This window comes from Methylobacterium sp. D54C, assembly GCF_053345595.1.
Window position 1 is genome coordinate 54,917 of sequence record NZ_JBKFAK010000007.1, and the last position, 25,609, is coordinate 80,525.

Here is a 25,609-nt window from a genome sequence, read left to right on the forward strand (position 1 = left end):
AGCAGAAGCGCGGCAGAGGAGGATCAGGCCGCCAGCTCGCGCCCGAGCGCCTCCACCCGGCGCAGGTCGTCCACGAAGGCCGCGTAGGCCTCCGCCTTCGCCTCGTCCGGCAGCCGGAGCAGGTAGGACGGGTGGACCGTGATGAAGCCCTGGAATCGGTTGTCGTGCCGGTCGAAGCGGAACGGGCCGCGCGCCCGGGTGATCGGGATCGCCTTGCCGGTCAGCGCCAGCACGGCGGTCGCGCCGAGCGCCACGACGAGCTTCGGACCGACGAATTCGAGCTCCCGGTCGAGCCACCACCGGTAGTGGCTGACCTCGCCGGCTGTCGGCTTCTGGTGGATGCGGCGCTTGCCGCGCTCCTCGAACTTGAAGTGCTTGACCGCGTTCGTCAGGTAGCTCGCCCCCCGGTCGATCCCGGCCTCCGCCATGGCGCGGGAGAGCAGCTGGCCGGCGGGCCCGACGAAGGGCCGGCCCTGCCGGTCTTCCTGGTCGCCGGGCTGCTCGCCCACGAAGGCCACCGTCGCCCCGACCGACCCCTCGCCGAGCACGGCCTGGGTGGCCCCCGGCACCAGCGGCTCGGTCCGGCGGATGATCGCGTTCAGCTCGTCGAGGCTCTTGGGATCCTGGTCGGCCATGGCGGCGACGGCCCGGGCGGGTTCGCGGCGTGTGGGCAAGGTCGGCTCCCTCTCGATCATGGCTTCGGTGCGCCCGGCCGCCGCCCGGACCAGGGCCGGGATCGCGGCCGTCTCGGGCATGTTGTGCCAGTACTTCTTGGGCATCTCCGCCCGCATCGCCTTCAGGTTAGTGCGGGCCGGGTTGAACGTGCTCTCGTAATAGGTCTGCCAGCCGGCCTCGAAGCCGTCGCCCTCCGGAAGTTGGGCACGGTCGCCGGGCGGCCCGAAAGTCAGGGTCTCGGTGTCCCAGAGGGCCGAGCCCTCGGGCGTCAGGATCGACCAGCGCATCCCGCGGAAGCGGTCGACGAAGAACGGTGCCGCCGCCTCGAGGATGTGGTGGTCCGGCTCGAACCACGCGACGTAGCGCTCGCCGTCCGGTCCCTCCGCCCGGCGGAAGCGCAGGAAGGCGTGCATCTTGTGGAGGTCGCGCCCGATCGCCTTCGCCATCCGGTGCAGGCGGTGGACCAGCGGGTCGCTGCCGACCTCCATCAGGTGCCGCTCGCCGCGGCAGACCCGCCAGATCAGCGCGTAGAGCAGGCCGTAGCGCTCCGGATCGCGGTGGGGAATGACCTGCGGGATCAGGCCGGCGACGGCCTTCGGCAGGACGAGCGGCGTGCCGGTCGCCGGCTGGGCGTCGCTGCCGAACAGGCCGGGCGCGTCCGTCACCGACCACGTCACGGCCTCGGGCGGGACGCCCTGCGCGACGAGGCTCCGGGCGGCTTTGCGGAAACCGTCGAGATCGGCGCCGGGGCGCAGCGCGACGGCGCGCGGCGACCGCGCATCCCCCCTCTCCACGGAGGCAGACGGAAACGGCGCGGGCCCCGCCCCCATCAGAAAAGGCTCAGCTGCGCCGCGGGCTCGACCAGCCGCGTCCGCAGGTCGAGCCGGTCGGTGAGCCCGACCGGCCGATGGTCGGCGGCGACGAGGAACGGCCGCGCCCGCTTCAGGCCGGAGGTCAGCCGGGCGACGTCGTCAAGGCGCAAGGTCGCGTGGCGGCGCGCCCTGACGATCTTGTCGACCGCCCGCGCCCCGAGCCCCGGAACCCGCAGCAGCCATTCCCGGTCGGCGCGGTTCACGTCCACCGGGAACTTGTCCCGGTGCTTCAGCGCCCAGGCGAGCTTCGGGTCGATGTCGAGGGCGAGCATACCGCCCTCCGACGCGTCGGCTACCTCGTCGGGGGTGAATTCGTAGTACCGGAGCAGCCAGTCGGCCTGGTACAGCCGGTGCTCGCGCTGGAGCGGCGGTGGCTTCGGAGGCAGGATCGCGGAGCCGTCCGGGATCGGACTGTAGGCGGAGTAGTAGACCCGCTTCAGGCCGACGCTGCCGTAAAGGAGCGCGCTCTTGCGGATCAGGGCCTCGTCGGTGGTGGTGTCCGCCCCGACGATCACCTGCGTCGAGTGGCCAGCCGGCGAGAAGCGGCGCTTCTCGGCCTTGGCCTGCACGATGCGCTCGCCGATCTGCGCCATCGCCCCCTGGATCGCGGCGCCGTCCTTCTCGGGCGCGAGCCGCTCCAGGCTCGCCTCGGTCGGCAGCTCGACGTTGATCGAGAGCCTGTCGGCGTAGAGGCCGGCCTCCTCGATCAGCCAGGGGCTCGCCTCCGGGATCGACTTGAGATGGATGTAGCCGGCGAAACCGTGGTCGCGCCGGAGCGACTTCGCCACGCCGGTCAGCAGCTCCATCGTGTGGTCGGGCGACTTGATGATGCCGGAGGAGAGGAACAGCCCCTCGATGTAGTTGCGCCGGTAGAAGTTCAGGGTGAGGTTCACGACCTCCTCCACGGTGAACTTCGCCCGCCGCACGTTCGAGGAGCGCCGGTTCACGCAGTAGGCGCAGTCGAACAGGCACCAGTTCGTCAGCAGGATCTTGAGGAGCGAGACGCACCGCCCGTCTGGCGTGTAGGCGTGGCAGATCCCGGCGCCGGTGGTCGACCCGAGCCCGTCCTTGCCGGCCGCCCGCTTCGGCGCGGCCGAGGAGGCGCAGGAGGCGTCGTACTTGGCGGCGTCCGCGAGGATGCGCAGCTTCTTGGCCAGGGTCTCGTCCATCGAACAGACAATGAACAACGCGGCCGAAGGTGCAAGGCCGGCGCGGCGTTCACCCCGGGCCGCGATGCCGCACCCGTCACGCAGGCGCGTCGGGCTCGCCGGATTCGTCGGGCTCCCGGTCGACCACACGGCGGGCGAGGCCGTAGGCGAAGCCGGCCCGGGCCAGGGCGGCGAGGTCGCGGTCGCGGTGCGTCGCCCGCTGGTCCGGTCGGCGATACGGTCCCAGGCGTCGCCGCCTGGCGTAGGCCTGGGCGGCCTGCTCCTCGATCGCGTCCGCCTCCCCGTCCGGCAGGGCGTCGCGCTCCGCCAGCATGGCGGCCTCCACGACGTCGCGCGGGACCCCCTTGGCGGCGAGCTTGGCCGAGACGCCGCGGGTCGAGGTGCCGCGACGCCGCAGGGTGGCGAGGCGGGTGTCGGCGAAGCGCGCGTCGTCCACGAGGCCGGCCGACACCGCCCGCGCGACGGTCGCCGTCACGAGGTCGGCGAAGCGTTCGGGATCCTCGCCCCGGGCCCGCGCGCGCTTCTGGACGCGGCGCGCGAGCGTCCGGCGCAGCATCTCGGTCGAGGCGCTGTAGCGCTCCAGATAGTGGAGCGCCGCACGCTCCAGCCAGGCCGGGCTCACGGGGCCGGGCGGCTTGATCTCGCGGTCGCGACCTTCTGGCGCGGATCCTGCAACGAATGGAGATTTCACCGGTTCTTCACGATCTCGACAGGTTTGCGTTCCATGACTCGGGTATGGAACGCGCGCAACGCGACAGGCTCGGCCATGGCCCGAACCACCGTTCTTCGCCCGGCACTCCGCAGGGCCGATGGCGCCTGCGGCTACACGGCGCGGCGGCCGTACTGATGCGGCGCGAGTGGCTCCTGGTCCTCGTGGCCCTGGGGCTCGCCGCGGCTGCGGCCGCGATCGTCTACCTGTCGCGCCCGAACACCCTGACGGTGGCGGTCGGCCCCCAGGACGGGCCCGAGGCCGCGCTGATCGAGGCCTATGCCGGCGCCCTCGACCGGGCGCGGGAAGACGTCCGTCTCAAGGTGGTGCGCTACGGCGACGTGCGCGACAGCGCCCTGGCACTCCAGCGCAACAAGGCCGACCTCGCGGTGGTGCGGCCGGACGTGTTCCTGCCCGAGAACGGGCTGACCCTGGCGATCCTGCACGACGAGGCGCTGGTCATCGCGGCGCCGGAGGCGGCCGATCTCGACGACGTGCCGGCCCTGGCGCGCAAGCGGCTCGGCATCGTGGTCCGCCACAGCGCCGACCTGTCGTTCCTCACGAACCTGCTCTCCTTCTACGACCTCGTGCCGGACATCGTGGGCGAGGACGCGCCGGAGGCCGGCCACGCCGCCGAGGCGGAGCCCGGCCACGTGGTCGTGGTGCCGCTGAAGGTCGGCGACGTCACGGCCGCACTCACCGAGAAGCGGGTCGACGCGGTGGCGGTGATCGCGAGCCCGGCCTCCAAGCCGGCGGCCGCGGTCGTCCGCGCCGTCGAGCTGGGCGCGCCGGACCGCAAGATCGGCTTCGTCTCGATCCCGGATGGCGACGCGATCCTGCAGCGCTTCCCCGAGCTGCAGTCGGTGACGATCCCGGCCGGCACCTTCGGCGGCCGCCCGAAGCGGCCCGACGAGGAGGTCAAGACCGTCGGCGCCTCCTATCGCCTGATGGCCCGCGGCACGGTGAGCCGCGTCGCGGTCGCCTCTGCGACGCAGCACCTGTTCGAGTGGCGCTCGCGGCTCGCCTCGACCGCGCCGGTGGCCAAGCTGATGAAGGCGCCGGACTTCGACACGACGGTGGCGGCGACCTCAGCGCGCCTGCCGAACCACCCCGGCGCCGTCGACTATTTCGAGCGCGAGCAGCAGACCTTCCTCGACCGCTACGAGGACTACATCTACCTGTTCGCCTTCTTCGGCGGCACGATCGGCTCCGGCTTCGCGTGGCTCGGCCAGCGCCTCGCCCGCAAGCGCCGGGAGCGGGTCGACTTCGTCCTCGACCGGCTCCTCGACATCATGCGCGAGGTGCGCGCGGCGACCAGTGCCGCCGAACTCGACGCGATCGCGATCGAGACCGACGGGCTGGTGGCGGACGTGGTCTGCTACGCCCGCGAGCGCAGCATCGACGCGCGGACGGTCAGCGCGCTGATCCTGGCGGTCGACGGCGTCCACGCGGCCATCGCCGACGCGCGGCGGCAGACGAGCGAGACCGAGCCCCGGGCGGCGACCCGCAACCGCACGGCCCGGCTGCTCGCCCTCGATCTGCCGGCCGCGGAGTAGCGGCGGGCGCCGCATGGCTGGCGGCTTAGGGATATCATGCTAACGGGAACCATGTTCGATCCCGTCGCCGCCCTCGATACGGTTCTCGAGAACCTCGACCGCGAGGCCCGCGAGCCCACGAAGCTCCGGGCCGCGCTGGTGCCGCAGCTGCGCCGGGTGATCGAGGAGGGCCACCGGGCCGCCGAGGCGCAGCTCCTCGAGGACCGCAACGGGCTGCTGTGCGCGCAGACCCTGTCGAATCTCACCGACGCGGTGGTCCGGGCGATCCACGACGCCGTGGTCTGGCGGCTCTATCCCAACGACAACCCGTCGACCGGCGAGCAGCTCGCGGTGGTCGCCACCGGCGGCTACGGCCGGGGCACCATGGCGCCGGGATCGGACATCGATCTGCTGTTCCTGCTGCCCTACAAGCAGACCGCGTGGTCCGAGAGCGTCGTCGAGGGGATGCTCTACGTCCTGTGGGACCTGAAGCTGAAGGTCGGCCACGCCACCCGCTCGGTCGAGGAGTGCCTGCGCGAGGCGCGGGCCGACATGACGATCCGGACGGCCCTCCTGGAGGCGCGGTACCTGTTCGGCACCCGGGTGCTCTACGAGGAGCTCGTGACGCGCTTCGACGCCGAGCTGGTGGTCGGGTCCGCCGCCGAGTTCGTCGAGGCGAAGCTGCGCGAGCGCGACCTGCGCGTCTCCAAGGCCGGCACCTCGCGCTACCTCGTCGAGCCCAACGTCAAGGACGGCAAGGGTGGCCTGCGCGACCTCAACACGCTGTTCTGGATCGCCAAGTACACCTACCGGGTCCGCGACCAGATCGAGCTCGTCAGCGCCGGCCTGTTCACCCCGGAGGAGTACGCGCTGTTCGAGCGCTGCGAGGAGTTCCTGTGGCGGGTGCGCTGCCACATGCACTTCGCCACGAAGCGCGCCGAGGAGCGCCTGTCCTTCGGTCTGCAGCCGCGGATCGCCGAGCGCTTCGGCTACGAGGCCCGGGGCGGCCTCTCCGGCGTCGAGCGCTTCATGAAGGCCTATTTCCGCATCGCCAAGGATGTGGGCGATCTCACCGCCATCGTCTGCGCCGAGCTGGAGGCGCGCCACGCCAAGCGCACGCCGGTTCTCGACCGCTGGATCGGCCGGTTCCGCGACCGGTTCCGGGCGACCGCCATGGAGGCGGAGGATTTCTGGATCGACCACGGCCGGGTGAACCTGCGCGCGGAGGACGCCTTCGAGCGCGACCCGGTCAACCTCATCCGGCTGTTCTGGCTCGCCGACCGGCACAACCTCGCGATCCATCCGGACGCCAAGCGGCTGGCCAACCGGTCCCTGCGCCTCGTCAACCCGTCGCTGCGCGTGGATCCCGAGGCGAACCGGCTGTTCGTCGAGATCCTGACCTCGCGGAACGCGCCGGAGGAGGCGCTGCGCGAGATGAACGAGGCGGGCGTGCTCGGCCGCTTCATCCCGGATTTCGGCCGCATCGTCGCGATGATGCAGTTCAACATGTACCACCACTTCACGGTGGACGAGCACCTGCTGCGCACGGTCGGCGTGCTGGCGGACATCGAATCGGGCCGGGCCCAGGAGACCTACCCGCTGGTCTCGCGCCTCGTGCACTCGATCCACAACCGCACCGCGCTCTACGTGGCGATCCTGCTGCACGACATCGCCAAGGGCCGCCCGGAGGACCACTCGATCGCCGGCGCCGCCATCGCCGAGAAGCTCTGCCCGCGCTTCGGCCTGAACCAGGCCGAGACCGAGACGGTGCGCTGGCTCGTGGAGCACCACCTGCTGATGTCGATGACCGCGCAGAGCCGCGACCTCTCGGATGCCAAGACGATCGAGCGCTTCGCCGCGAGCGTGCAGAGCCTGGAGCGGCTGAAGCTCCTGACCATCCTGACGGTGGCCGACATCACCGCCGTCGGCCCCGGCGTCTGGACCGCCTGGAAGGGCACCCTGGTCCGCACCCTGTACGACGAGACCGAGGTCTACCTCTCGGGCGGCCATTCCGAGATCGCCCGCACCGACCGGGTGCGCCTCGTGCAGATGGGCCTGCGGGAACAGCTGCCCGGCTGGGGCTCGGAGGAGTTCGACGCCTACGCGGCCCGCCACAGCCAGGCCTACTGGCTCAAGGTCGACGGCACGCGCCAGCTCAAGAACGCGATCTTCCTGCGCGACGTCGTGCGCGACGGGCGGACCAGCGCGACCGACGTCGCCCTCGATCCCGTCCGGGGCGTGACCGAGATCACGGTCTACTCGCCGGACCATCCCCGCCTGCTCGCCATCGTCACCGGCGCCTGCGCGGCGGCCGGCAGCAACATCGTCGACGCGCAGATCTTCACCACCACGGACGGGTTCGCCCTCGACACGATCTTCATCTCGCGCGCCTTCGAGCGGGACGACGACGAGCTGCGTCGGACCAAGCGCATCACCGCGGCGATCGAGAGGGCGCTGAAGGGCGAGATCAAGATCGCCGACCTCGTGGCCGACAAGCACCCGCCGACCAGCACCCGTGCCAAAACCTTCCCGGTGCCGCCGGACGTCATCATCGACAACGCCCTGTCGAGCCGGGAGACCGTGGTGGAGATCACCGGCCTCGACCGGCCGGGCCTGCTCTACGAGCTCACCACGGCCTTCAGCCGGCTGTCGCTCAACATCACGTCGGCGCATGTGGCGACCTTCGGCGAGCGCGCCGTGGACGTCTTCTACGTCACCGACCTCACCGGCACGCGGGTGACGCAGCCCGACCGGCAGGCCGCGATCCGGGCCGCCGTGATGGACGTGTTCGCCCACGACGTCGCGACGCTCAAGGCCGAGGGTCTGGAGGCGCTGGTGGCGGCGCCGCCGCCGCGCGAGGCGTGAGCGTACGGGTTGATTTCGCGGCTCCGTGGCCAGATATCAGCGCCGATTCCACCATCCCTCACCGATTCCCGCCCACGACTGAAACGTGATGACGAGCAACGACATGCCCCAGGATGACCAGCGCCAGACCACGGTCGAAGCCGGTGCCGGCGCGGCCCAGGATCCCGCGCCCGCGGGTCAGGGCAGCGAGTCGGCCACCGTCGATCCGGTCGCGGAGGCCCTGGCCCTGCTGACCGCCGAGCGCGACGAGCTCAAGGACCGGACGCTGCGCACCCTCGCCGAGATGGAGAACCTGCGCCGCCGGACGGAGCGCGAGGTCGCCGACGCGCGCGCCTACGCGGTGACCAACTTCGCCCGGGACGTGCTCAACGTCGCCGACAACATCCGCCGCGCCCTCGACAGCGTTCCGGCCGACGCGAAGGCCACGGCCGACGGCGCCCTGAAGGGGCTGATCGACGGGATCGAGCTCACCGAGCGCGACCTCGGCAAGACCCTCGAGCGCCACGGCGTGAAGATCGTCGAGCCGCAGGGCCAGAAGTTCGACCCGAACCGCCATCAGGCGATGTTCGAGGTGCCGAACGCGGAGGTTCCGGCCGGCACCGTCGTGCAGGTCGTGCAGGCGGGCTACGTCATCGGCGAGCGCGTGCTGCGCCCGGCCCTGGTGGGCGTCGCCAAGGGCGGCCCGAAGGCAGCCGCCAACCCGGCCGACGCGGCCTGAACGGTCCCGCGGCGCGCCCTACTGGCAGGGCAGCGCCGCGGCGAAATCCGAGATGAACTGCGCGGTCTGGCGGGTCTGGGCCGGCGCGGCTGGATCGCGGGCGACGAGCCCCGCCTCGACGCGGAGGCGGCCGTTGCAGGCGCAGGTCGGCAGCGTTCCCGCGGCCGGCTCGGGCGAGCACGCGTCGTGGTGCGCGCAGGCGAGATCCAGCGCGTCGATCGGCGGGTAGCCGGGCCCGCGGCTGCCGGGGCCGCAGAAATTCCCGTAGATCAGGATGGCGCCGCGCCCGTCGGGCCCGGGCGGCACGATCTCCTGCGCCCGCGCCGGGACGGTGCAGGCCGCGAGCGAGACGGCGAGCAGCATTGTCGTGAGGGAGGTCGAGCTGGGCATGCTCACGGCCGATCCTGTCGGAGAGAATCCGCGGTCCCGCGGGGCTGCACCCGCGCGGTATCCGGCCTCACCGACATCCCTCGGCCGTGGACAGGCTCGCGCGGCCGACAGATTCGCGAAGCCGAATGCAGGGCATTGCGACCCAGCTTGACCGCTCCGTCAAGCTATCGTCGAACGAATATTGCTCAGAATCGGTAATTCACACCGGCCCGAACCACCGCAAACCCGGAGTCCTGTTTGCCGGCACCATAAAACGCCGGAACACTGGCGTTGTAGTACGTGGCGGCGTTCGTTCCGCGGCCGAGATGGAGGTAGAGCGCCTCCACCTTGGCGGAGAGCTTCTCGGTGAAGGCGTACTCGATGCCGCCGCCGGCCGCGTATCCGGTCCGGTCGGTCGACGGCAGGGTGTAGGGGTAGGCGCCCGCGTCCGTCGCGCGCGCCCCGCCGCCGTAAGCGAAACCGCCGGTCCCGTAGACGAGGACCCGGTCGAACGCGTAGCCGAGCCGGGCGCGGACCGTGCCGAAATAGTCGAGGCTCGGTCGGACACTGTAATACGGCGTGGTGCCGAGATAGGCGGCGTCCGCCTTGGCGAAGGCCGCGCCCTGGATGTCGGCCTCGACGCCGACGACGACGCCGGAGCCCGGCGTGAATTGGTAATTGTAGCCGATCTGGCCGCCGCCGGCGAAGCCGCCTGACCGGCCGCCGCCCGTGACGGTGCCGTAGGTCGGGTCGGTGAAGCCGCCGCTCCCGGTCGGGAACGCGTATCCCGCATTCACGCCGGCATAGAAGCCCGTCCAGGTGAAGACCGGAAGCGACGGCAGTGGCGGCGGCGGCGCGCGGCGGGGCAGGTCGGCCGCCTGGGCGGCGAGGGCCAGGCAGCCGCATGCGGCGCCCGCGAGGGCTGCGGAGGTTCGTGCGTTCATGGAAATCTCGTTCGGCGCGCGGCGGAGCCGCGGGATCAGAGGGCCAGGATGAGCAGCCCGACGACGGTCACGGACAGGATCAGGCAGAGAGCGAGATCGAGAATGGCCGCTCCACCGCAGGTCGGCGCGGTTCGTGCGCGGTCGATACCGGACAAGGCGATCACGAGCGGACCTCGCGGTTCTCTCCCGTGCGTGCCGCGACCCTTACGGTTCTCGCGGCGCGTCGGTGCCCGACGGCGCCCGAGGGTGCCGCCGCCCCGCCTGAGGGGATGGCGGGAGCGGCGGCCTGCGGCGCCCTCGGTGAACCGGCGCGGTGGACCGTTTCCGCGACGGCGACCCCGAGGACGGGCAGTGTGAGCGCGGCGACGACGCAGACGAGGCGTCGGAGCCGCGGAAGGGGATCATTCAGGCTTGCCCGTCGCGCCTGGGCGGTGGGAAGCGTGAGCGGCGGCAGGGGCCTCGCCACGAGCGTTCGCGTATCAATCGTCATCGGCCGGCCCCGCACTTCGTGGGAAATTTGACCACGAAGCCGTTTTACGTGTGCAAAAATCCCACGTCAACGCGAGATCGAGGGACCGGCGTGCGTCTTCGCACGCGGTGGGATTGTGTCCCACAGCATGAGCCGTCACGATGCAGCCATGTCTGACACTGCCGATACACCGCGGGAGGGCGCCAGCCTGCACGCGCCGCTGGCGCGGCTGCTGCGCCCCCTCGTGCGCCTGCTCGTCGCCCGCGGCATCACCTTCCCGGCGCTCACCGACCTGTTGCGCGAGCTCTACGTGAACGTCGCCGAGTACGACTTCGCCCTCGCCGGCAAGGAGCAGACCGACAGCCGCGTCTCCCTGCTCACCGGCATCCACCGCAAGGAGGTTCGGCGCCTGCGGGGCGCCGGTGCTCCGGTCAGCGCCGTCCCGGCGGTCGTCTCCCGCACCAGCCGGATCATCGCCCGCTGGATCGCCGACCCGGCCTTCACCGACGCGCAGGGCCAGCCCCTGAGACTTCCGCGGACGGCCGAGGGCGGCGCATCCTCGTTCGAGTCGCTGGTCGCGGGCGTGACGCGGGACCTGCGGCCGCGCGCCGTCCTCGACGAGTGGCTCGATCGCGGGCTGGCCTTCACCGATCCGCAGGACCGGATCGTGCTGGCCGAGGCCGCCTACGTACCGAGGGGCGACGGCGCCGAGGGGCCCCAGCTCTACTATTTCGGCCGCAACCTGCACGACCATATCGCGGCCGCCGTCGCCAACATCTTCGGAGACGCGCCGCGCTTCCTCGAGCGGGCGGTCCACTACGACGGGCTGTCCAAGGACCTCGCGACCCGGCTCGAGGCGCGCGCCCGCGAGATCGCCATGGAGGCGCTGCAGCAGGCCAACCGGGAAGCGCACGCCGCCTGCCAGACCGATCCCGGCGGCACGCATCGCTGGAACTTCGGCCTGTACGTCTACACCGAAGCGGCGCCGCCGGCGCGGCGAGCGGACGAGCGGTGAGAGGCCGGCCGGTGCGCGCCACGCTCAACCGCCGGTTCGTCCTGCGCCTGCTCGCGGGCGCCGCGACCGTGCTGCCCGGCACCGTCCGGTCGCAGGAATCCCCGCGCGATCAGGGCATCGGCGGGACCGGCATGATGCGGACCGACGAGCCGAAGAGCGGGCCCCTCGGCGAGGGCGACCGCGGCATCGGCGGCACCGGCGTGATCGGCACGATCCGACGCTTCGGCTCGATCGTCGTCAACGACCTGCGCATCGCCTATCCACCCGAGGTGGAGGTGCATATCGACGGCACGGCCGCGAAGGCCGCCGACCTGAAGATCGGTCAGGTCGTCCACGTGGTGGCGCGGCCCGAGGGCGGCGGACTCGCCACGGGGCGGATCGACGTCACGAGCGAGGTGGTCGGGCCGGTGGAATCGGTCGCGCCTGGGCGGCTCGTGGTGCTCGGCCAGCGGGTCTCGACCACGGGTCTCGGCGGCGCGTGGCAGCCGGGCGCGCGGGTCGCGGTGAGCGGGCTGCGCCGGCCCGACGGCGTGATCGTGGCGAGCCTGATCGAGCCGCGGGACATCGGGCCCGACCGCGTCGCCGGCCCGGTGCGGCGGGTCGCGGGCGGCCTCGGGATCGGCGGCCTCCGCCTCGCGGGCGCCGACGCCCTGCCGCCGGGCCGGCGCGCCCTGGTGACGGGCCGTGCGGCGAACGGTGTGCTCACCGTGACCAACGCCGCGCAGGTCGGCCTGCCCTTCCCGCCGGGTCTGAAACAGGTCTCGATCGAGGCCTATATCGGCCGGGATAGCGGCAGGCTCGACGTCGGCGCGGGCTACGCCGTCGCGGGCCGCCCCGGCGCGCAGGTTCCGCGCACCGGGAGCGTGCGGGCGGTGCTGACCGCGGCGATCGCGCGGGACGGGGACCTGACGGTGGAGCGGCTGCGGATCGAGGACCGCATCGCGCCGGAGCCGCAGCGGCCGGACGCCCCGCGGTTCGAGCGGGAGCGCGACCGGCTCGACCTCCGCAACCTCCCCGACGAGGCGCCCGGCCGCTTCGGCGCCGAGCCCGGAGGCCGCCAGGGCGGCCTGGGCGGCATCGGCGAACCGCGCGGCCCCGCGATCGACACCCGGCCGGGGGGCGCGGTCGTCTCCGGATCGGAGGGCACCGGCGGATTCGGAGCGCCGCGCGGCGGCTTTGGCGGCACGCCGCCGGCAGGCCCCGGGGCGTTCCCGGGCGGCCCCGGGGGCTTCGGCGGTCCGCCCGGGGGCCCCGGCCCGGGCCCGGGCGGGGGCGGGGGCGGTTTCGGCGGCGGCGGTTTCGGCGGCCCTGGCGGCGGTCGACGCTAGCGCCGCTACGGGCCACGTCGGGACAATGACGATCGCCGAGCCCGTCTTGAGCGAGGCGCGGTTCCCCTCTCCCGCGCGGGAGAGGGGCAAGTCGCGGCTGTCTCGACCGGAGGCACCTTTCCTCCGGACCGTCGCACTACGAAAGGGAACGGCGCTGGGGCAGACCGCACGGAGCGCCGGAGGCGCGGGACTTCAGGCCTCCGCCTCCCGGTCGAGCAGCGCGCGCTTGCGCGCGACGCCCCAGCGATAGCCCGACAGGGCACCGTCCGAGCGCACGACGCGGTGGCAGGGGATGGCCACCGCGACCGGGTTCGCCCCGCAGGCCTGCGCGACCGCGCGCGTCGCCGTCGGCAGGCCGATCGCCCGGGCGATCTCCGCGTAGGTCGCGGTGGATCCCACCGGGATCTTGCGCAGCGCCGTCCAGACCCGCTGCTGGAACGCCGTCCCGCGGATGTCGAGGGGCAGGTCGAGGCCGCTGCCCGGCGCCTCCACGAGCCCGATGACCCGCGCCATCCAGCCCTCGAAGGCCGGGTCGCCACCCTCGATCTCCGCGGCGGGGAAGCGGTCCTGGAGATCGTGCAGGAGCGGCTCGGGCGCGTCCCCGAGGAGGATCGCGCAGACGCCCGCCTCGGTGGCGGCGACGAGGATCGCGCCGAGGCTGCAGGCGCCGATGCCGAACCGGATGCGCAGGCCCGCGCCGCCCGTCCGGTAGGCGGCGGGCGCCATGCCGAGGCGCGGCGCGCCCGCCGCGTAGAACCGGCTCGCGGCGCCGTAGCCGGCCTCGTACAGGGCCTCCGTCACCGAGGCGGCCCCGGGCAGCCGCCGCGCCACGGCGGCGGCACGGTGGGCGGCCGCGTAGGCTCTGGGGGTCACGCCGGTGGCGTCCTTGAACACCCGGTGGAAGTGGTAGGCGCTCAGGCCGGCGGAGCGGGCGAGCGCGGCGAGGGACGGAACCGTCTCCGCCGTCTCGATCTGGCGGCAGGCGCGGGCGACCGCCTCGGCCCGGCGCTCGGCGAGGGCGGGCTCGTCCGGGCGGCAGCGGCGGCACGGCCGGAAGCCGGCAGCCTCGGCCTCGGCGCAGGTTCGGTGGAAGCTGACATTCTCGGGCCGCGCCGCGCGCGCGGCGCAGCTCGGGCGGCAGTACACGCCCGTGGTGCGGACCGCGTACACGAAGGTGCCGTCGGCCCGCGGGTCGCGGGCGGCGAGGGCGGCCCAGCGCTCGGCATCGCCGGGGTCTGTCGCGGGAACGGGGCTCATGGCAGCCGTACTATGCGGCTTGGCGCGGGCCTTGAGGAGGGGCATGACGGGGCCTGCCGGGTGGTGGATGACGCGTGCGGCACTCTGCCGGTCCGCCGCCGCTCCGGCATCCCGCGCCTTGCGGCCGAATTCGACATCGGCGGCCGCCGAAACGGGCGACCCGCCTCACGAGTGCGCCATGGCTTCGAGCACGCCCGATCACATCCATGTCGGCCAGGACGGCTGGCTGTTCCTGAAGACGGGCACGAACGACGTGCTCGGCCAGTACGAGCGGCCGGAGGAGACGACCGAGCTGATCTGGCAGTGGCGCAGCCTCGTGACGACGCGGGAGCGGCGCCTGCGCGCCCAGGGGATCCTGTACCGCCACGTCGTCGCTCCGGAGAAGCTGATGATCTACGATCACCGGCTCGACGGGCTCACCATCCGGCCGAGCGCGTCGCCGGCCTACCGCCTCCTCCACAGCGAGCCCCCGGCGGGCCGCTTCCCAGGTCCGGTCGGGCTGTACGCGGCCTGGCGCCGGCGGAAGCGCTGGCGGCAGACCTGCATCGATCTGGTGACGCCGATGCGGGCGCAGCGCGACGCGGCCGACCTCTACTGCCGGACCGACACCCACTGGTCCGCCGACGGCTGCTATCTCGCCTACGCGGAGATCTGCCGGGCGCTGGGCGCCGAGCCGCGGCAGGACCTGCGAGAGCGGCCGTCCTTCGAGACCGACCACGACGGCGATCTGGGGAGCGCCTTCGATCCACCCCTGCGGGCGCGCTCGCGCACCGTCCTGATGCAGCAGGACGCGGTCCGGACCTACGGCAGCCCGATCGTCGAGGCCCGGGAGAAGGCCGGCCTGCTGCACACGCTGCATGTCGGCGCGCACGTGATCTACGGGAACGCCAAGTCCACCGACCCGCGCCGGCTGGTCTTGTTCGGCGATTCCTTCTCGCACGTCATGCCGTACATGCTGACGATCATGCTAGCCGAGACGTTCCGCGAGGTGCACTTCGTCTGGAGCACCTCGCTGGACTGGCCGTATATCGAGCGCGTCCGGCCCGACATCGTGCTGACCGAGGTGGCCGAGCGCTTCATGGTGCAGCTGCCCGACGACACCTTCTCGGTGGAGCGCTACGCGCAGGACCGCTTCGGGGCCGAACTCGCGGCCGCGGGCGCCTGACGGGCGAGCCCGGAACTCCGGAGGGCGAACACGCCGCCACCCCCGACTTCGCCAGTCCGGGATTGCCGAGCGGGATCCGGAGCGCAAGCGCGCCCGGCATGGCTGCGACCGGGACAGTCCGTTCCCGGCTCGCCGGCCGTGCCCCTCACGCCTGCAGCTTGGCCACCAGCGCGTCCGACAGGGCGAAGTTCACGTAGACGTTCTGGACGTCGTCCTGGTCCTCGATCACCTCGACGAGGCGGATGAGCTTCTCGCCGGTCTCGTCGTCGACGTTGATGGTGTTCTGCGCCTTCCAGATCAGGCCCGTGCGCGCGGGCTCGCCGAAGCGCGCCTCGAGGGCCTTGGTGACCTCGCCGTAGGAATCCTGGGCGCAGATGACCTCGTGTCCGTCCTCGCCGGAGCTGACGTCGTCGGCGCCGGCCTCGATCGCCGCCTCCAGCATTGTGTCGGCGTCGGCCACGGAGGCCGGGTAGGCGATCACGCCGACGCGGTCGAACATGAAGGCGACGGCCCCGGTCTCGGCGAGGCTGCCGCCGGACTTGGTGAAGGCCGAGCGCACGTCCGAGGCGGTGCGGTTGCGGTTGTCGGTCTGTGCCTCGACGATCAGCGCGGCGCCGCCGGGCCCGTAGCCCTCGTAGCGGATGTCCTCGTAGTTCTCGCCGTCGGCGCCGGCGGCCTTCTTGATGGCGCGCTCGATATTGTCCTTGGGCATGTTCTCGGCGCGGGCCGCCAGGATCGCGGCGCGCAGGCGCGGGTTCATCGCCGGGTCGGGCGTGCCGAGCTTGGCCGCCACCGTGATCTCGCGGGCGAGCTTGCCGAACACCTTCGAGCGGACCGCGTCCACCCGGCCCTTCCGGTGCATGATGTTCTTGAACTGCGAATGGCCTGCCATGACGGTTCGGACTTTTGTTCGTTGGCGCGGGCGGGCGTGCGGGACCCCGCCGTCGCGGCTGTGAGGTCGCGCCGTATATAGGCCGCCGCCTTCGGACGAAGCAACGCGGCCGCTGCCGGTCGGCGCGACACGGGCCGACACGGCCCCGCGGGCTTCGCAATCCCGTGACCGCGGAAAAAGTCGCCGTCTCGGGCGTTGGCGCTGGACTTCACGCGCAGCTGGGAACTCGATGTCGAGCCGGAACGGACGCAGCACGGTCATGGTCACGGGCGCGAGCGCCGGCGTCGGCCGGGCTGTCGCCCACGAATTCGCTCGGCACGGCTGGAACGTGGGGCTGATCGCGCGCGGCCCGGCGGGGCTGAGGGGCACGATCCGCGATGTCGAGCGGGCCGGCGGCCGGGCCCTGGCCTTTGCGGCCGACGTCGCCGACGCGGAGGCCGTCGCCCAGGCCGCCGACGCGCTGGCCGAGGCGTTCGGCGGCATCGACGTCTGGGTCAACAACGCGATGGTGACGGTCTACGCGCCCGTTCAGGAGACGAGCCCGGACGAGTTCCACCGCGCAACCGCGGTGACCTATCTGGGGCAGGTGCACGGCACGCTGGCGGCCCTCCGCCACATGGTCCCGCGCGACCGTGGCACGATCGTGCATGTCGGCTCGGCGCTCGCCTACCGGTCGATCCCGCTCCAGGCGAGCTACTGCGCCGCCAAGGCCGCCGTGCGGGGCTTCGTCGATTCCCTGCGCAGCGAGTTGCTCCACGACCGCAGCCGAGTCCGCCTGACGATGGTACAGCTTCCGGCCGTGAACACGCCGCAATTCGACTGGGCGCGCTCGCGGCTGCCACGCAAGCTCGAGCCGGTGCCGCCGATCTACCAGCCGGAGGCCATCGCCCGGCACGTCTTCCGGGCGGCGCACGACGCGCCCCGGGAAATGTGGATCGGGGCCTCGGCCTGGAAGGCGATCATCGGAAACATGCTGATCCCGGGCTGGATCGACGGCTACCTCGCCCGGCACGGCTATCGCGGGGAGATGACCGGCGTGCAGGCGCAGAAGAACCGACCCGACAACCTCTACGACCCGGTGGACACCGATCCCGGCGCCCACGGCCGCTTCGATGCCCGCGCGACCAGCGACGTCGCGGCGGCCGACCCGCGCTGGCTCAAGTTCGGGATCGCGGCCGCGCTCGGCCTCGTGGCCGGGACGATGCTGTTCGCCACCGAGGCGCACGGGCGGGCGGACGCCCGCGCCGATCGCCGGCCGGGCCGACGCTAGGACACGGGCCAACGCGGGTTTCAAGGAGGATCCGATGCCGGGCACGAACCGTCGCGATCTGGTGCAGGCCGCGCTCGCCGGAGGGGCCGTCCTGGGTCTCGGCGGCCGCGCCCGCGCCACCGCACCCTTCGGCGGAGCGCAGGCGCCGGGCTTCTACCGGACACGTATCGGCAGCTGCGAGGTCACGATCCTCAACGACGGGGCACGCAGCTTCCCGATGCCAGACCGCTTCGTGCGCAACGTTCCCCGGGACGAGGCGCTCGGCGCCGCGCGGGCGGCCTACATGCCCCCCGGCCAGGTGACGGTGCCGTTCAACCCGACGCTGATCAACACGGGCGCGAAGCTCGTCCTGATCGATACCGGCAACGGCCCGGTGCCGGGCGCGCCCGTCGGCCGCCTCGCGGCGAACCTCGCGGCGGCCGGGATCAGGCCCGAGGACATCGACCTCGTCCTGCTCTCGCACCTCCATCCCGACCACACGAACGGCCTCAAGCGGGCGGACGGCTCCCTCGCCTTCCCGAACGCCGAGATCCGGGCCGCCGCACCCGACTGGGCGTTCTGGATGAGCGACGCCAACATGGCCCGCGCCGCCGACCCGGTGACGCAGGGCTACTTCGCCAACACCCGCCGGGTGCTCGGCGACCTGAAGGACCGGATCGGCAGCTTCGCGTGGGACGAGGAGATCGTGCCCGGGATCACCGCCCTCGCCGCCCCCGGACACACGCCGGGCCACACGGCCTTCGCGGTCGCCTCGGGCGCGGACCGTCTGCTGATTCAGTCCGACGTGACCAACATCCCGGCCTTCTTCCTGCAGCACCCGGACTGGCACGTGATGTACGATCACGACGCCGATCAGGCGCAGGCGACGCGCCACCGCTTCTACGACATGGCCGCGTCCGAGAGGGCCCTCGTGGTTGGCTACCACTTCCCCTTCCCGTCGCTCGGCCACGTGGAACGGGACGGACCGGGCTACCGGCTCGTGCCCATCGCCTGGACCGGCGTGCTCTGACCGTCCTGGGATTCGTGCCACCGGATCAGGGAGGCCAGATCCACGACCCCGCCCGGCCATTCGACGCCCGCGAGGTGCCGGTGCGGCCGGTCCGGCTCGCCGAGATCCGAGACGGCCGAGAAGGCGCCGTCGAGCCGGTGGCTCTCGGTGTAGCGGCTCCGGGTCGCCAGGACCGGCAGCCCGGCGGCCCGGGCCGAGCTGATGCCGGCGGCCGAATCCTCGAAGGCCACCGCCTCGGAGGCCGGGATCTCCAGGCCGGCGAGCGCCAGCAGGAACACGTCGGGGGCGGGCTTCTTGCGGCTCGCCTCGTCGCCGGCCGCGATCACGTCGAAGGGCGCTGCGTCCGGCGGGAAATTGGCGGCGAGGAGCCGGTCGACGTTCGGGCGGCTCGTCGTGGTGGCCACCGCGAGCCGGATTCCCGCGGCCCGGGCCTCGGCGATCAGCCGGGCGATCCCGGGGCGCAGCGGCAGGCCGTTCCGCGCGACGAGGTCGCCGTAGGCGCGCGTCTTGATGGCGTGGATCTCCGGCGCGCGGGCGTGGAGCGCGGCGGCTTCCGCCGGGTGCTCGGTGTCGATGTAGTGGGCGAGCCGCTCCTTCCCGCCCATGACGGCCAGCAGGTCGGCGTAGAGCGCCTCGTCCCACCGCCAGGGCAGGCCGAGCTCCGCGAAGGCGCGGTTGAACGCCTGCCGGTGCAGGTCCTCGGTCTCGGCGAGGGTCCCGTCGACGTCGAAGATCAGCGCCCTCAGCACGACAGGTCGCGACCGGAGGCGCCCTCCGCGCCCTCGCGGATCGCCGCGATGCGCTCGGCGTAGGCGTCCGGGCCGCCGCTGAACACGGCGTTGCCGGCCACGAACGTGTCGGCCCCGGCGCGGCTCGCGACCTTGACCGTCTCGGGGTCGATCCCGCCGTCGACCTGGATGCGGATGTCCCGGCCCGCCACCATGGCGCGCACCCGCGCCACCGATTCCATGGCGCCCTTGATGAAGCTCTGGCCGCCGAAGCCGGGATTGACGGTCATCACCAGCACGAGATCCACGAGGTCGAGCACCGGCTCGACCATGGCGGCCGGCGTGCCCGGGTTGATCGCCACGCCGGCGCGCTTGCCGAGGTCGCGGATGGTCTGGAGCGAGCGGTGGATGTGCGGCCCGGCCTCGGCGTGGACCGTGATGCCGTCGGCCCCCGCCTGCGCGAAGGCCGCGAGGTACGGATCGGCCGGCGCGATCATCAGGTGCACGTCGAAGTACTTCTGCGTGTGCGGCCGGAGCGCTTTCACTACCGGCGGGCCGAAGGTGATGTTGGGCACGAAATGCCCGTCCATCACGTCGAGATGGATCCAGTCGGCCCCGGCCGCGTCCACGGCGCGGGTCTCCTCGGCCAGCTTCGAGAAGTCGGCGGACAGGATCGACGGGGCGATGACGGGTGCGAGCATGGGAGGCTTTCGGGGTCAGCTCAGGCCAGCCGGCGGCGGCGCTCGACGAGTTGCATGATCATCGGCGTCAGGATCAGCTGCATCGCCAGGTCGAGCTTGCCGCCGGGGATCACGATGGAGTTGGCCCGGCTCATGAAACTGTCGTGAATCATGGAGACGAGATACGAGAAGTCGATCCCCTTCGGGTCCTTGAAGCGGATCACGACCATCGATTCGTCGGCGGTGGGAATCCAGCGGGCGATGAACGGGTTCGACGTGTCGACCGTCGGCACCCGCTGGAAGTTGATGTCGGTGAACGAGAATTGCGGGCAGATGGTCTGCACGTAGTCGGGCATGCGCCGCAGGATCACGTCGGTCACCGCCTCGGTGGAGTAGCCGCGGAACGAGCGGTCCCGGTGCAGCTTCTGGATCCATTCGAGGTTGATCACCGGCACGACGCCGATCTTCAGGTCGGCATAGCGGGCGATGTCGACGTCCTGGTCGGCCACGCAGCCGTGCAGGCCCTCGTAGAACAGGAGGTCGGAATCGGGCGGGAACGTCTCCCAGTCCGAGAAGCTGCCCTCCGGGATGCCGTAGGCCTGCGCGTCGTGCTGGTCGTGGGCGTAGTGACGGGTCCGGCCGGTGCCGGACTCGGCGTAGCTGCGGAACACCGCCTCCAACTCCGGCAGGAGGTTGGCCCGCGGCGCGAAGTGGGACAGCGTCGGCTCGTTCGCCATCATCGCCCGCATCGTGTCGCGGTCGAAGGCGTGGAAGCCGTCACCCTCGATGAAGACCGCCCGCACGTCCTCGCGGCGGAAGATCTGCTCGAAGGTGTTGCGCACCGAGGTGGTCCCGGCCCCGGAGGAGCCGGTCACCGAGATGATGGGGTGCCGCGCCGACATGCCTTTACGACTTCACGGTGCGGCTATGACCGCATCAGGCCGCGCTGGCCGAAGAGCGGCGAGCGGCCGGCATCGGGCTTGCCGCCGGCATAGTAGGTGGCGACGCACGCCACTTCCTCGGTGGAGCCGCAGACCAGCGGCGCCCGCTCGTGGATCCCGGTGGCCACGAGGTCGAGGATCCGCGTCTGGCCGTCGGTCGCCGCGCCGCCGGCCTGCTCGACCAGCATGGCCACGGGCGCGACCTCGTAGAGCAGCCGCAGGCGGCCGCGGGCGTAGTTCTTCCGGGCGTCGCCCGGGTAGAGGAACACGCCGCCGCGGGTCAGCACGCGCTGGATGTCGGCCACCAGCGAGGCGAGCCAGCGCATGTTGTAGTCCTTGTCGCGCGGCCCCTCGGTGCCGCGCTGGCAATCCTCGATATAGGCCTTGACCGGCGCGTCCCAGTGCCGGGCGTTCGAGGCGTTGATGGCGAATTCCTTGGCGGAGGCCGGCACCGACATGGCCGGGCTCGTCAGCTTGAACCGGCCCTCGGCGCGGTCGAGCACGTACGACTGGGTGCCGTCGCCGAGCGTCAGGATCAGCGCCGTGGCCGGGCCGTAGGTGACGAAGCCCGCGGCGATCTGCGTCGAGCCGGGGGTGGTGAACGAGGCCAGCGGGTTCGCCGGATCCTTGATCGACGGCCGGATGCCGAAGATCATGCCGACGGCCATATTCACCCCGATGTTGGAGGAGCCGTCGAGGGGGTCGATGGCGACGGCCAGCGGCGCGTCCGGGTTGAGCCGCATCACCTCCTCGGCCTCCTCGGAGGCGACCTCGGCGACCGGGGCCCCCTGCAGCGCCGCGGTCACGCTCTCGTGAGCGATGACGTCGAGGGCCTTCTGGACGTCGCCGTCGCTGTTGTGATCGCCGGCCGCCGCGAGGTCGCCACCGAGCGCGCCGCGCCCAATCCGCTCGCTGATCTCCACCGCCGACCGCGCCACGGCCGCGACCACCGCGGCGGCGTCCTTCAGCGCCGGATTGGCGTCCACGGCCTGCGCCAGGCAGGTCTCGAGGGGCGTCCCGATCGCCGCTGAAATTGCCATCGGCCTACTCCTCCTGCTCGGATCCCGTCCGCGGGGATCGCGCGTTCCGCGCCGGCTCTGTAGCGGCCGCTCGGCTGCCAAGATAGCGGTCTCTGTCTCCGGATCGACAGGAACCCGCGACGGGGCCTTCAAGATTTCTGTGCGATCTTGTGCCATAGGACGAAAAAAACGAGATGTCCGCCATGCGCAACCTCTCCCTCAAGCAGCTTCAGGCGGTCGCTGCCGTGGCCCGCCTCGGCACCATGACCCGGGCTGCGCAGGAGCTGAACGTCACCTCGGCCGCCCTCTACGCGCGCATCCGCCAGCTGGAGGAGGAGGCCGGGCTGCTGCTGTTCGACCGGACGCCGGGGGGCCTCAAGCCGACGGATGCCGGCCGCGAGATGCTCTGGGCGATCGACAGCATCAACACGGTGCTGGAGACCTGCACGGACCGCCTGCGCACCCTGCGCGGCGCGGAGGGCGGGCGCGTGGCGCTCGGCGTCGTCTCCACCGCCAAGTACTTCGCCCCGCAGGTGATCGCGGGCTTCGTCAAGAAGCATCCCGGCGTCGAGATCAGCCTGTCGGTGCGCAACCGCGGCCAGACCGTGGAGGCGCTGCGCGGCTACGAGATCGACTTCGCCCTGATGGGCCGCCCACCCCGGGACTTCCCGATCGAGGCCGCCACCTTCGGGCCGCACCCGATCGTGCTGATCGCGCCGCCCGGCCATCCCCTGGCGGGCCGGACCGACCTGAACCGCGAGGACCTCGCGGACCAGCCGTTCTTCCTCCGAGAAGAGGGCTCGGGCACCCGCATGGTCTTCGAGGAGTTCATGAGCGGCGTCCTGGTCAAGCGGGCGCCGCTGGACATCGACACCGGGTCGAACGAGACCATCAAGCAGGCGGTGATGGCCGGGCTCGGGATCGCGCTGCTCTCGGTGCATTCCGTGGCGGCCGAGCTGGAGAGCGGGCGCCTCGTCCTCCTCAACGTCAGGGGCCTGCCGATCCGGCGCGACTGGTACGCGGTCCGGCGCGCCGACAAGGTGCTGGGTCCGGCCGCCTCCGCGGTCTGGTCCTACCTGATGTCGGAGGGCGCGCGCTGCCTGCCGGGCGTCGCCCAGAGCGGTCTGGTGCTGGCCGGAGCCAAGGCGTGAGCGCCGCTGCCGGTGTCGTCGTGGCCGGGGCCGGGCAGGCCGGCTTCCAGCTCGCCGCATCCCTGCGGGAGGGCGGGTTCCGCGACCCGATCACCCTGGTGGGCGACGAGACCGCCCTGCCCTACCAGCGGCCGCCCCTCTCGAAAGCCTACCTCGCCGGCAAGACCGACCGGGAGGGCCTGTTCCTGCGCCCGCCCGGCTTCTTCGCCGAGCACGCCATCGCGCACCGCCCGGGGCTCCGCGCCGTCGCGATCGACCGGGACGCGCGCCGCCTGCAGCTCTCGGACGGCACCGACCTCCCCTACGACCACCTCGTGCTCGCCACCGGCGCGCGCAACCGCCCCCTGCCGGTCCCGGGCGCCGAACTCGCGGGCGTGCGCCAGCTGCGCGGCCTCGCCGATGCCGACGCCCTGAAGGCGGCGGTCGCCGAGGCCCGGGCGATCGTGGTCATCGGAGCCGGCTTCATCGGTCTCGAATTCGCCGCCGTCGCGGCCGCGCGCGGCCTCCCGGTGACGGTGATCGAGGCGGCCGAGCGGCCCATGGCCCGGGCGGTCTCGTCCGAGATGGGCGAATTCTTCCGCCGCGCCCACGCCGCGCTGGGCGTGCGCTTCGCCTTCGGGGCGGGCGTGACGGCGATCGTCGGGCGGGACGGCCGCGCCGCCGGCGTCGCCCTGGCGGACGGCAGCGAACGCGCGGCCGACCTGGTCCTCGTCGGGATCGGCGTCCTGCCGAACCGGGAACTCGCCGCGGAGGCCGGCCTGCCGGCCGAGGACGGCGTGCGGGTCGACGCGTTCCTGGCGACGCCCGACCCGTCCATCTCGGCGATCGGCGACTGCGCCCGCTTCCCTATCCCCTTCGCCCGCGGGCTGACGCCGGACGGGACGGTGCGGATCGAGTCCGTGCAGAACGCCATCGACCAGGGCCGCTGCCTCGCGGCCCGCCTCACCGGCAAGCCCGCCGCCTACGGAGCGCTGCCGTGGTTCTGGAGCGACCAGGGTCCGCACAAGCTGCAGATCGCGGGCCTGTCGGGACCCGGCGATGCCGGCGTCGTCCGCGGGACCGGCGACGCCTTCTCGGTCTTCCGCTTCCGCGACGGGCGCCTGAGCGCGGTGGAATCCGTCGACCGCGCGGGTGACCACATGATCGCGCGCCGCCTGCTCGCGGCCGGGACGCCGCTGACGCCGGACCAGGCGGAAGATCTAGGCTTCGACCTCAAGGCGCTGGCGATGGGGCGGGTCTGAGAGCTGCTCCGCGTCATCGCGAGCGTAGCGAAGCGACCCAGAGCAGCGCGACATCGGGAGGCGTGGCGCGACACTGGATTGCTTCGCTGCGCTCGCAAGGACGACCTCGCGCGGTTCAGACTATCTCTCGGAAAACCATGGAACGGCTGGACGCCGCTCTGAATCGTCCGAGCACCATGCCCTTTCCCGGGCGCATGGAGCACCAGCGGAATGCGACCCGGGATCCAGCGCGAAACGTCGCGAAGCGTCGATATGCGGTGCCGCTTTCGCGGCGCTTCGTGTGCTGGTTCCCGGATCGCCTTCCACTGCGTTGCGGACGTCCGGGAAAAGGCGCGCTCAGCCGGTGAACGGGACTGGTCCCGGCTTCTGCCGCAGGGCGATGGCGGTGGCGATCCCGAGCGCCAGGATGGTGACGGCGCATCCGAGCAGCGCCCCGAGCTGCCCGAACCGGAGCAGCGCCTGCCCGATCACCGCGACGCCGAGCGCCTGGCCGCAGAAGAACGAGAAGGCGTGCAGCGCCACCGCGGAGGCGCGGGCCTTGGGCGCGACCTCGGTGACCTGCGTCTGGTAGGTGTTGTGCAGCATGTAGAAGCCGAGGCCCATGGCGGTGAGCGCGGCGCAGTCGACCTGCCAGGAGCCCGCGAGCCCGACCACGGTGAGCGACGCGCCGCAGATCAGGCCGCCGCCGATCAGCATCCGCGGCAGGCCGAGCAGCCGGACGAGCAGCCCGACCAGGGCCGAGTAGAGCAGGCCGCCGACCGCGAACCCCGCCAGGACCAGCCCGGCCTCGCGCGGGCCGCCCTCCCCCCGCGCCTCGATCAGCGGGGCGAGGTGCGGGAACACGCCGAAGATCGCGATGGCCTCGATGAACACCGCCGAGAACAGCACCCGCGCCCGGGGATTGCCCAGGATCGTGCGGTAGCGCGTCACCGCCTCGCCGAAGGCGGGGCGGCGGGCCGGGGCCCGGCCGGCCCGGTCGAAGCCGAGGACGGTCGCCGCGCAGGCCAGGGCCGCCACCGCGGCGGTGACCGCGAAGACGCCGCGCCAGCCGATCGCCGCCTCGATCAGGCCCGCGAAGGTCGAGCCCGAGAGCTGGCCGAGGATCACCGCCACGAGGAAGCGCCCGATCGCCACCTGGCGGCTCTCCATCGGCACGCGGTCGCCCAGGAGGGCCAGCGAGAGCGGGATGCAGCCGCCCGCGGCCGCCCCCGCCAGCATGCGCAGGCCGAACAGGCTGCCGATATCCGGCGCGACGCTGCACAGGGTCAGCGCGACGGCGAGCACCGCGAGGCAGGTGCTCATCACCCGCTCCTTGCCGAGCGCGTCGCCGATCGGGCCGAGCACCGGCTGGATGAACGCGTAGGGCAGCGCGAAGGCGGTGGAGAGGAGCGCCACCGTGTGGGCGTCGCTCGCGAGATCCCGGGCGAGCACGCCGACGAGGGGCTCGACCGAGCGGAGCGCGAAGGTGCTGCCGAACCCCGCGCAGGCCAGGACGACGATCAGGCGCGGGATCGACGTGGCCGGCGGCGGGGCGACGGCCGCGCTGGACGGAAGAGCCGGCTCTGTGCTGTCGGTCATGGCACGCTTC

Annotated in this window: 23 protein-coding genes; 10 read left to right on the forward strand and 13 right to left on the reverse strand. The window is 72.4% G+C overall.

Annotated features, from left to right (window positions below):
- Nucleotides 1-23: 23 nt before the first annotated feature.
- The 3 genes from ACLBYB_RS16355 to ACLBYB_RS16365 form a co-directional block, all read right to left on the reverse strand.
- Nucleotides 24-1,505, reverse strand: coding sequence for a UdgX family uracil-DNA binding protein (locus tag ACLBYB_RS16355; protein ID WP_447699399.1), 1,482 nt, complete (start codon nucleotides 1,503-1,505; stop codon nucleotides 24-26).
- Nucleotides 1,505-2,716 (reverse strand): putative DNA modification/repair radical SAM protein, encoded by a 1,212-nt coding sequence (locus tag ACLBYB_RS16360; RefSeq protein WP_447699400.1) that lies wholly within the window; start codon nucleotides 2,714-2,716, stop codon nucleotides 1,505-1,507. Before ACLBYB_RS16360 ends, ACLBYB_RS16355 begins: the two co-directional genes overlap by 1 nt.
- A 76-nt stretch (nucleotides 2,717-2,792) precedes the next feature.
- On the reverse strand, nucleotides 2,793-3,338 hold the full coding sequence (locus tag ACLBYB_RS16365; protein WP_447699401.1) for a regulatory protein RecX: 546 nt from the start codon (nucleotides 3,336-3,338) through the stop codon (nucleotides 2,793-2,795).
- A gap of 224 nt (nucleotides 3,339-3,562) precedes the next feature.
- Here ACLBYB_RS16365 and ACLBYB_RS16370 point away from each other — a divergent pair, with 224 nt between their 5' ends.
- The 3 genes from ACLBYB_RS16370 (at nucleotide 3,563) to grpE (ending at nucleotide 8,543) form a co-directional block, all read left to right on the forward strand.
- The gene (locus tag ACLBYB_RS16370; RefSeq protein WP_020092536.1) at nucleotides 3,563-4,981 is read left to right on the forward strand and encodes a TAXI family TRAP transporter solute-binding subunit; all 1,419 of its coding nucleotides are present in this window, start codon (nucleotides 3,563-3,565) and stop codon (nucleotides 4,979-4,981) included.
- Between the two features lie 51 nt (nucleotides 4,982-5,032).
- The gene (locus tag ACLBYB_RS16375; protein ID WP_020092537.1) at nucleotides 5,033-7,825 is read left to right on the forward strand and encodes a [protein-PII] uridylyltransferase; all 2,793 of its coding nucleotides are present in this window, start codon (nucleotides 5,033-5,035) and stop codon (nucleotides 7,823-7,825) included.
- Between the two features lie 103 nt (nucleotides 7,826-7,928).
- Complete coding sequence (gene grpE, locus ACLBYB_RS16380) at nucleotides 7,929-8,543, forward strand: nucleotide exchange factor GrpE (protein WP_026604829.1); 615 nt, start codon at nucleotides 7,929-7,931, stop codon at nucleotides 8,541-8,543.
- A gap of 18 nt (nucleotides 8,544-8,561) precedes the next feature.
- Here the strand turns inward: grpE and ACLBYB_RS16385 are convergent, their stop codons facing one another.
- The 3 genes from ACLBYB_RS16385 to ACLBYB_RS16395 form a co-directional block, all read right to left on the reverse strand.
- Nucleotides 8,562-8,933, reverse strand: a complete 372-nt coding sequence (locus ACLBYB_RS16385; RefSeq protein ID WP_447699493.1) for a hypothetical protein — start codon at nucleotides 8,931-8,933, stop codon at nucleotides 8,562-8,564.
- A 185-nt stretch (nucleotides 8,934-9,118) separates the two neighbouring features.
- Nucleotides 9,119-9,856 carry an outer membrane protein gene (locus ACLBYB_RS16390; protein WP_447699402.1) on the reverse strand — a complete coding sequence of 246 codons (738 nt, stop codon included), beginning with the start codon at nucleotides 9,854-9,856 and terminating at the stop codon, nucleotides 9,119-9,121.
- A 35-nt stretch (nucleotides 9,857-9,891) separates the two neighbouring features.
- The gene (locus ACLBYB_RS16395) at nucleotides 9,892-10,020 is read right to left on the reverse strand and encodes a hypothetical protein (protein WP_447699403.1); all 129 of its coding nucleotides are present in this window, start codon (nucleotides 10,018-10,020) and stop codon (nucleotides 9,892-9,894) included.
- A 474-nt stretch (nucleotides 10,021-10,494) separates the two neighbouring features.
- Here ACLBYB_RS16395 and ACLBYB_RS16400 point away from each other — a divergent pair, with 474 nt between their 5' ends.
- On the forward strand, nucleotides 10,495-11,340 hold the full coding sequence (locus ACLBYB_RS16400; RefSeq protein WP_447681681.1) for a DUF6502 family protein: 846 nt from the start codon (nucleotides 10,495-10,497) through the stop codon (nucleotides 11,338-11,340).
- An 11-nt stretch (nucleotides 11,341-11,351) separates the two neighbouring features.
- Entirely contained in the window at nucleotides 11,352-12,668 is a 1,317-nt protein-coding gene (locus tag ACLBYB_RS16405) for a DUF5666 domain-containing protein (RefSeq protein WP_447699404.1), read from the forward strand.
- Nucleotides 12,669-12,860: 192 nt separating this feature from the next.
- Here the strand turns inward: ACLBYB_RS16405 and ada are convergent, their stop codons facing one another.
- Complete coding sequence (gene ada, locus ACLBYB_RS16410; protein WP_447699494.1) at nucleotides 12,861-13,925, reverse strand: bifunctional DNA-binding transcriptional regulator/O6-methylguanine-DNA methyltransferase Ada; 1,065 nt, start codon at nucleotides 13,923-13,925, stop codon at nucleotides 12,861-12,863.
- Nucleotides 13,926-14,103: 178 nt separating this feature from the next.
- On the opposite strand from ada, the gene ACLBYB_RS16415 reads away from it, so the two are divergent.
- The gene (locus ACLBYB_RS16415; RefSeq protein WP_447699405.1) at nucleotides 14,104-15,090 is read left to right on the forward strand and encodes an alginate O-acetyltransferase AlgX-related protein; all 987 of its coding nucleotides are present in this window, start codon (nucleotides 14,104-14,106) and stop codon (nucleotides 15,088-15,090) included.
- 145 nt (nucleotides 15,091-15,235) lie between these two features.
- Here the strand turns inward: ACLBYB_RS16415 and ACLBYB_RS16420 are convergent, their stop codons facing one another.
- Nucleotides 15,236-15,982, reverse strand: coding sequence for a YebC/PmpR family DNA-binding transcriptional regulator (locus tag ACLBYB_RS16420; protein ID WP_056526849.1), 747 nt, complete (start codon nucleotides 15,980-15,982; stop codon nucleotides 15,236-15,238).
- 229 nt (nucleotides 15,983-16,211) lie between these two features.
- Between ACLBYB_RS16420 and ACLBYB_RS16425 the strand changes: the two genes are divergently transcribed.
- Together ACLBYB_RS16425 and ACLBYB_RS16430 are read left to right on the forward strand one after the other, a co-directional pair.
- On the forward strand, nucleotides 16,212-17,252 hold the full coding sequence (locus ACLBYB_RS16425) for an SDR family oxidoreductase (RefSeq protein WP_447699406.1): 1,041 nt from the start codon (nucleotides 16,212-16,214) through the stop codon (nucleotides 17,250-17,252).
- Nucleotides 17,253-17,286: 34 nt separating this feature from the next.
- On the forward strand, nucleotides 17,287-18,261 hold the full coding sequence (locus ACLBYB_RS16430) for an MBL fold metallo-hydrolase (protein WP_447699407.1): 975 nt from the start codon (nucleotides 17,287-17,289) through the stop codon (nucleotides 18,259-18,261).
- Here the strand turns inward: ACLBYB_RS16430 and ACLBYB_RS16435 are convergent.
- Genes ACLBYB_RS16435 through ACLBYB_RS16450 form a run of 4 tightly spaced genes read right to left on the reverse strand, consistent with a single transcriptional unit; the run spans nucleotide 18,222 to nucleotide 21,650 of the window.
- Complete coding sequence (locus tag ACLBYB_RS16435; RefSeq protein ID WP_447699408.1) at nucleotides 18,222-19,010, reverse strand: HAD-IA family hydrolase; 789 nt, start codon at nucleotides 19,008-19,010, stop codon at nucleotides 18,222-18,224. The two genes, ACLBYB_RS16430 and ACLBYB_RS16435, sit on opposite strands and share 40 nt — an antisense overlap.
- Nucleotides 19,004-19,690 (reverse strand): ribulose-phosphate 3-epimerase, encoded by a 687-nt coding sequence (gene rpe / locus ACLBYB_RS16440; protein WP_020092550.1) that lies wholly within the window; start codon nucleotides 19,688-19,690, stop codon nucleotides 19,004-19,006. The genes ACLBYB_RS16435 and rpe overlap by 7 nt, the downstream gene beginning before the upstream one ends.
- Before the next feature lie 20 nt (nucleotides 19,691-19,710).
- Nucleotides 19,711-20,571: a phosphoribulokinase gene (locus tag ACLBYB_RS16445; protein WP_012320495.1), complete on the reverse strand. Its 861-nt coding sequence runs from the start codon at nucleotides 20,569-20,571 to the stop codon at nucleotides 19,711-19,713.
- Between the two features lie 23 nt (nucleotides 20,572-20,594).
- Nucleotides 20,595-21,650 (reverse strand): class 1 fructose-bisphosphatase, encoded by a 1,056-nt coding sequence (locus ACLBYB_RS16450; RefSeq protein ID WP_447699409.1) that lies wholly within the window; start codon nucleotides 21,648-21,650, stop codon nucleotides 20,595-20,597.
- A 182-nt stretch (nucleotides 21,651-21,832) separates the two neighbouring features.
- Between ACLBYB_RS16450 and ACLBYB_RS16455 the strand changes: the two genes are divergently transcribed.
- Both ACLBYB_RS16455 and ACLBYB_RS16460 read left to right on the forward strand, forming a co-directional pair.
- On the forward strand, nucleotides 21,833-22,780 hold the full coding sequence (locus ACLBYB_RS16455) for a LysR family transcriptional regulator (RefSeq protein ID WP_026604832.1): 948 nt from the start codon (nucleotides 21,833-21,835) through the stop codon (nucleotides 22,778-22,780).
- Nucleotides 22,777-24,021 (forward strand): NAD(P)/FAD-dependent oxidoreductase, encoded by a 1,245-nt coding sequence (locus ACLBYB_RS16460; protein WP_447699410.1) that lies wholly within the window; start codon nucleotides 22,777-22,779, stop codon nucleotides 24,019-24,021. Before ACLBYB_RS16455 ends, ACLBYB_RS16460 begins: the two co-directional genes overlap by 4 nt.
- 336 nt (nucleotides 24,022-24,357) lie before the next feature.
- On the opposite strand, the gene ACLBYB_RS16465 is transcribed toward ACLBYB_RS16460, so the two are convergent.
- On the reverse strand, nucleotides 24,358-25,599 hold the full coding sequence (locus tag ACLBYB_RS16465; protein WP_447699411.1) for an MFS transporter: 1,242 nt from the start codon (nucleotides 25,597-25,599) through the stop codon (nucleotides 24,358-24,360).
- Nucleotides 25,600-25,609: the final 10 nt, after the last annotated feature.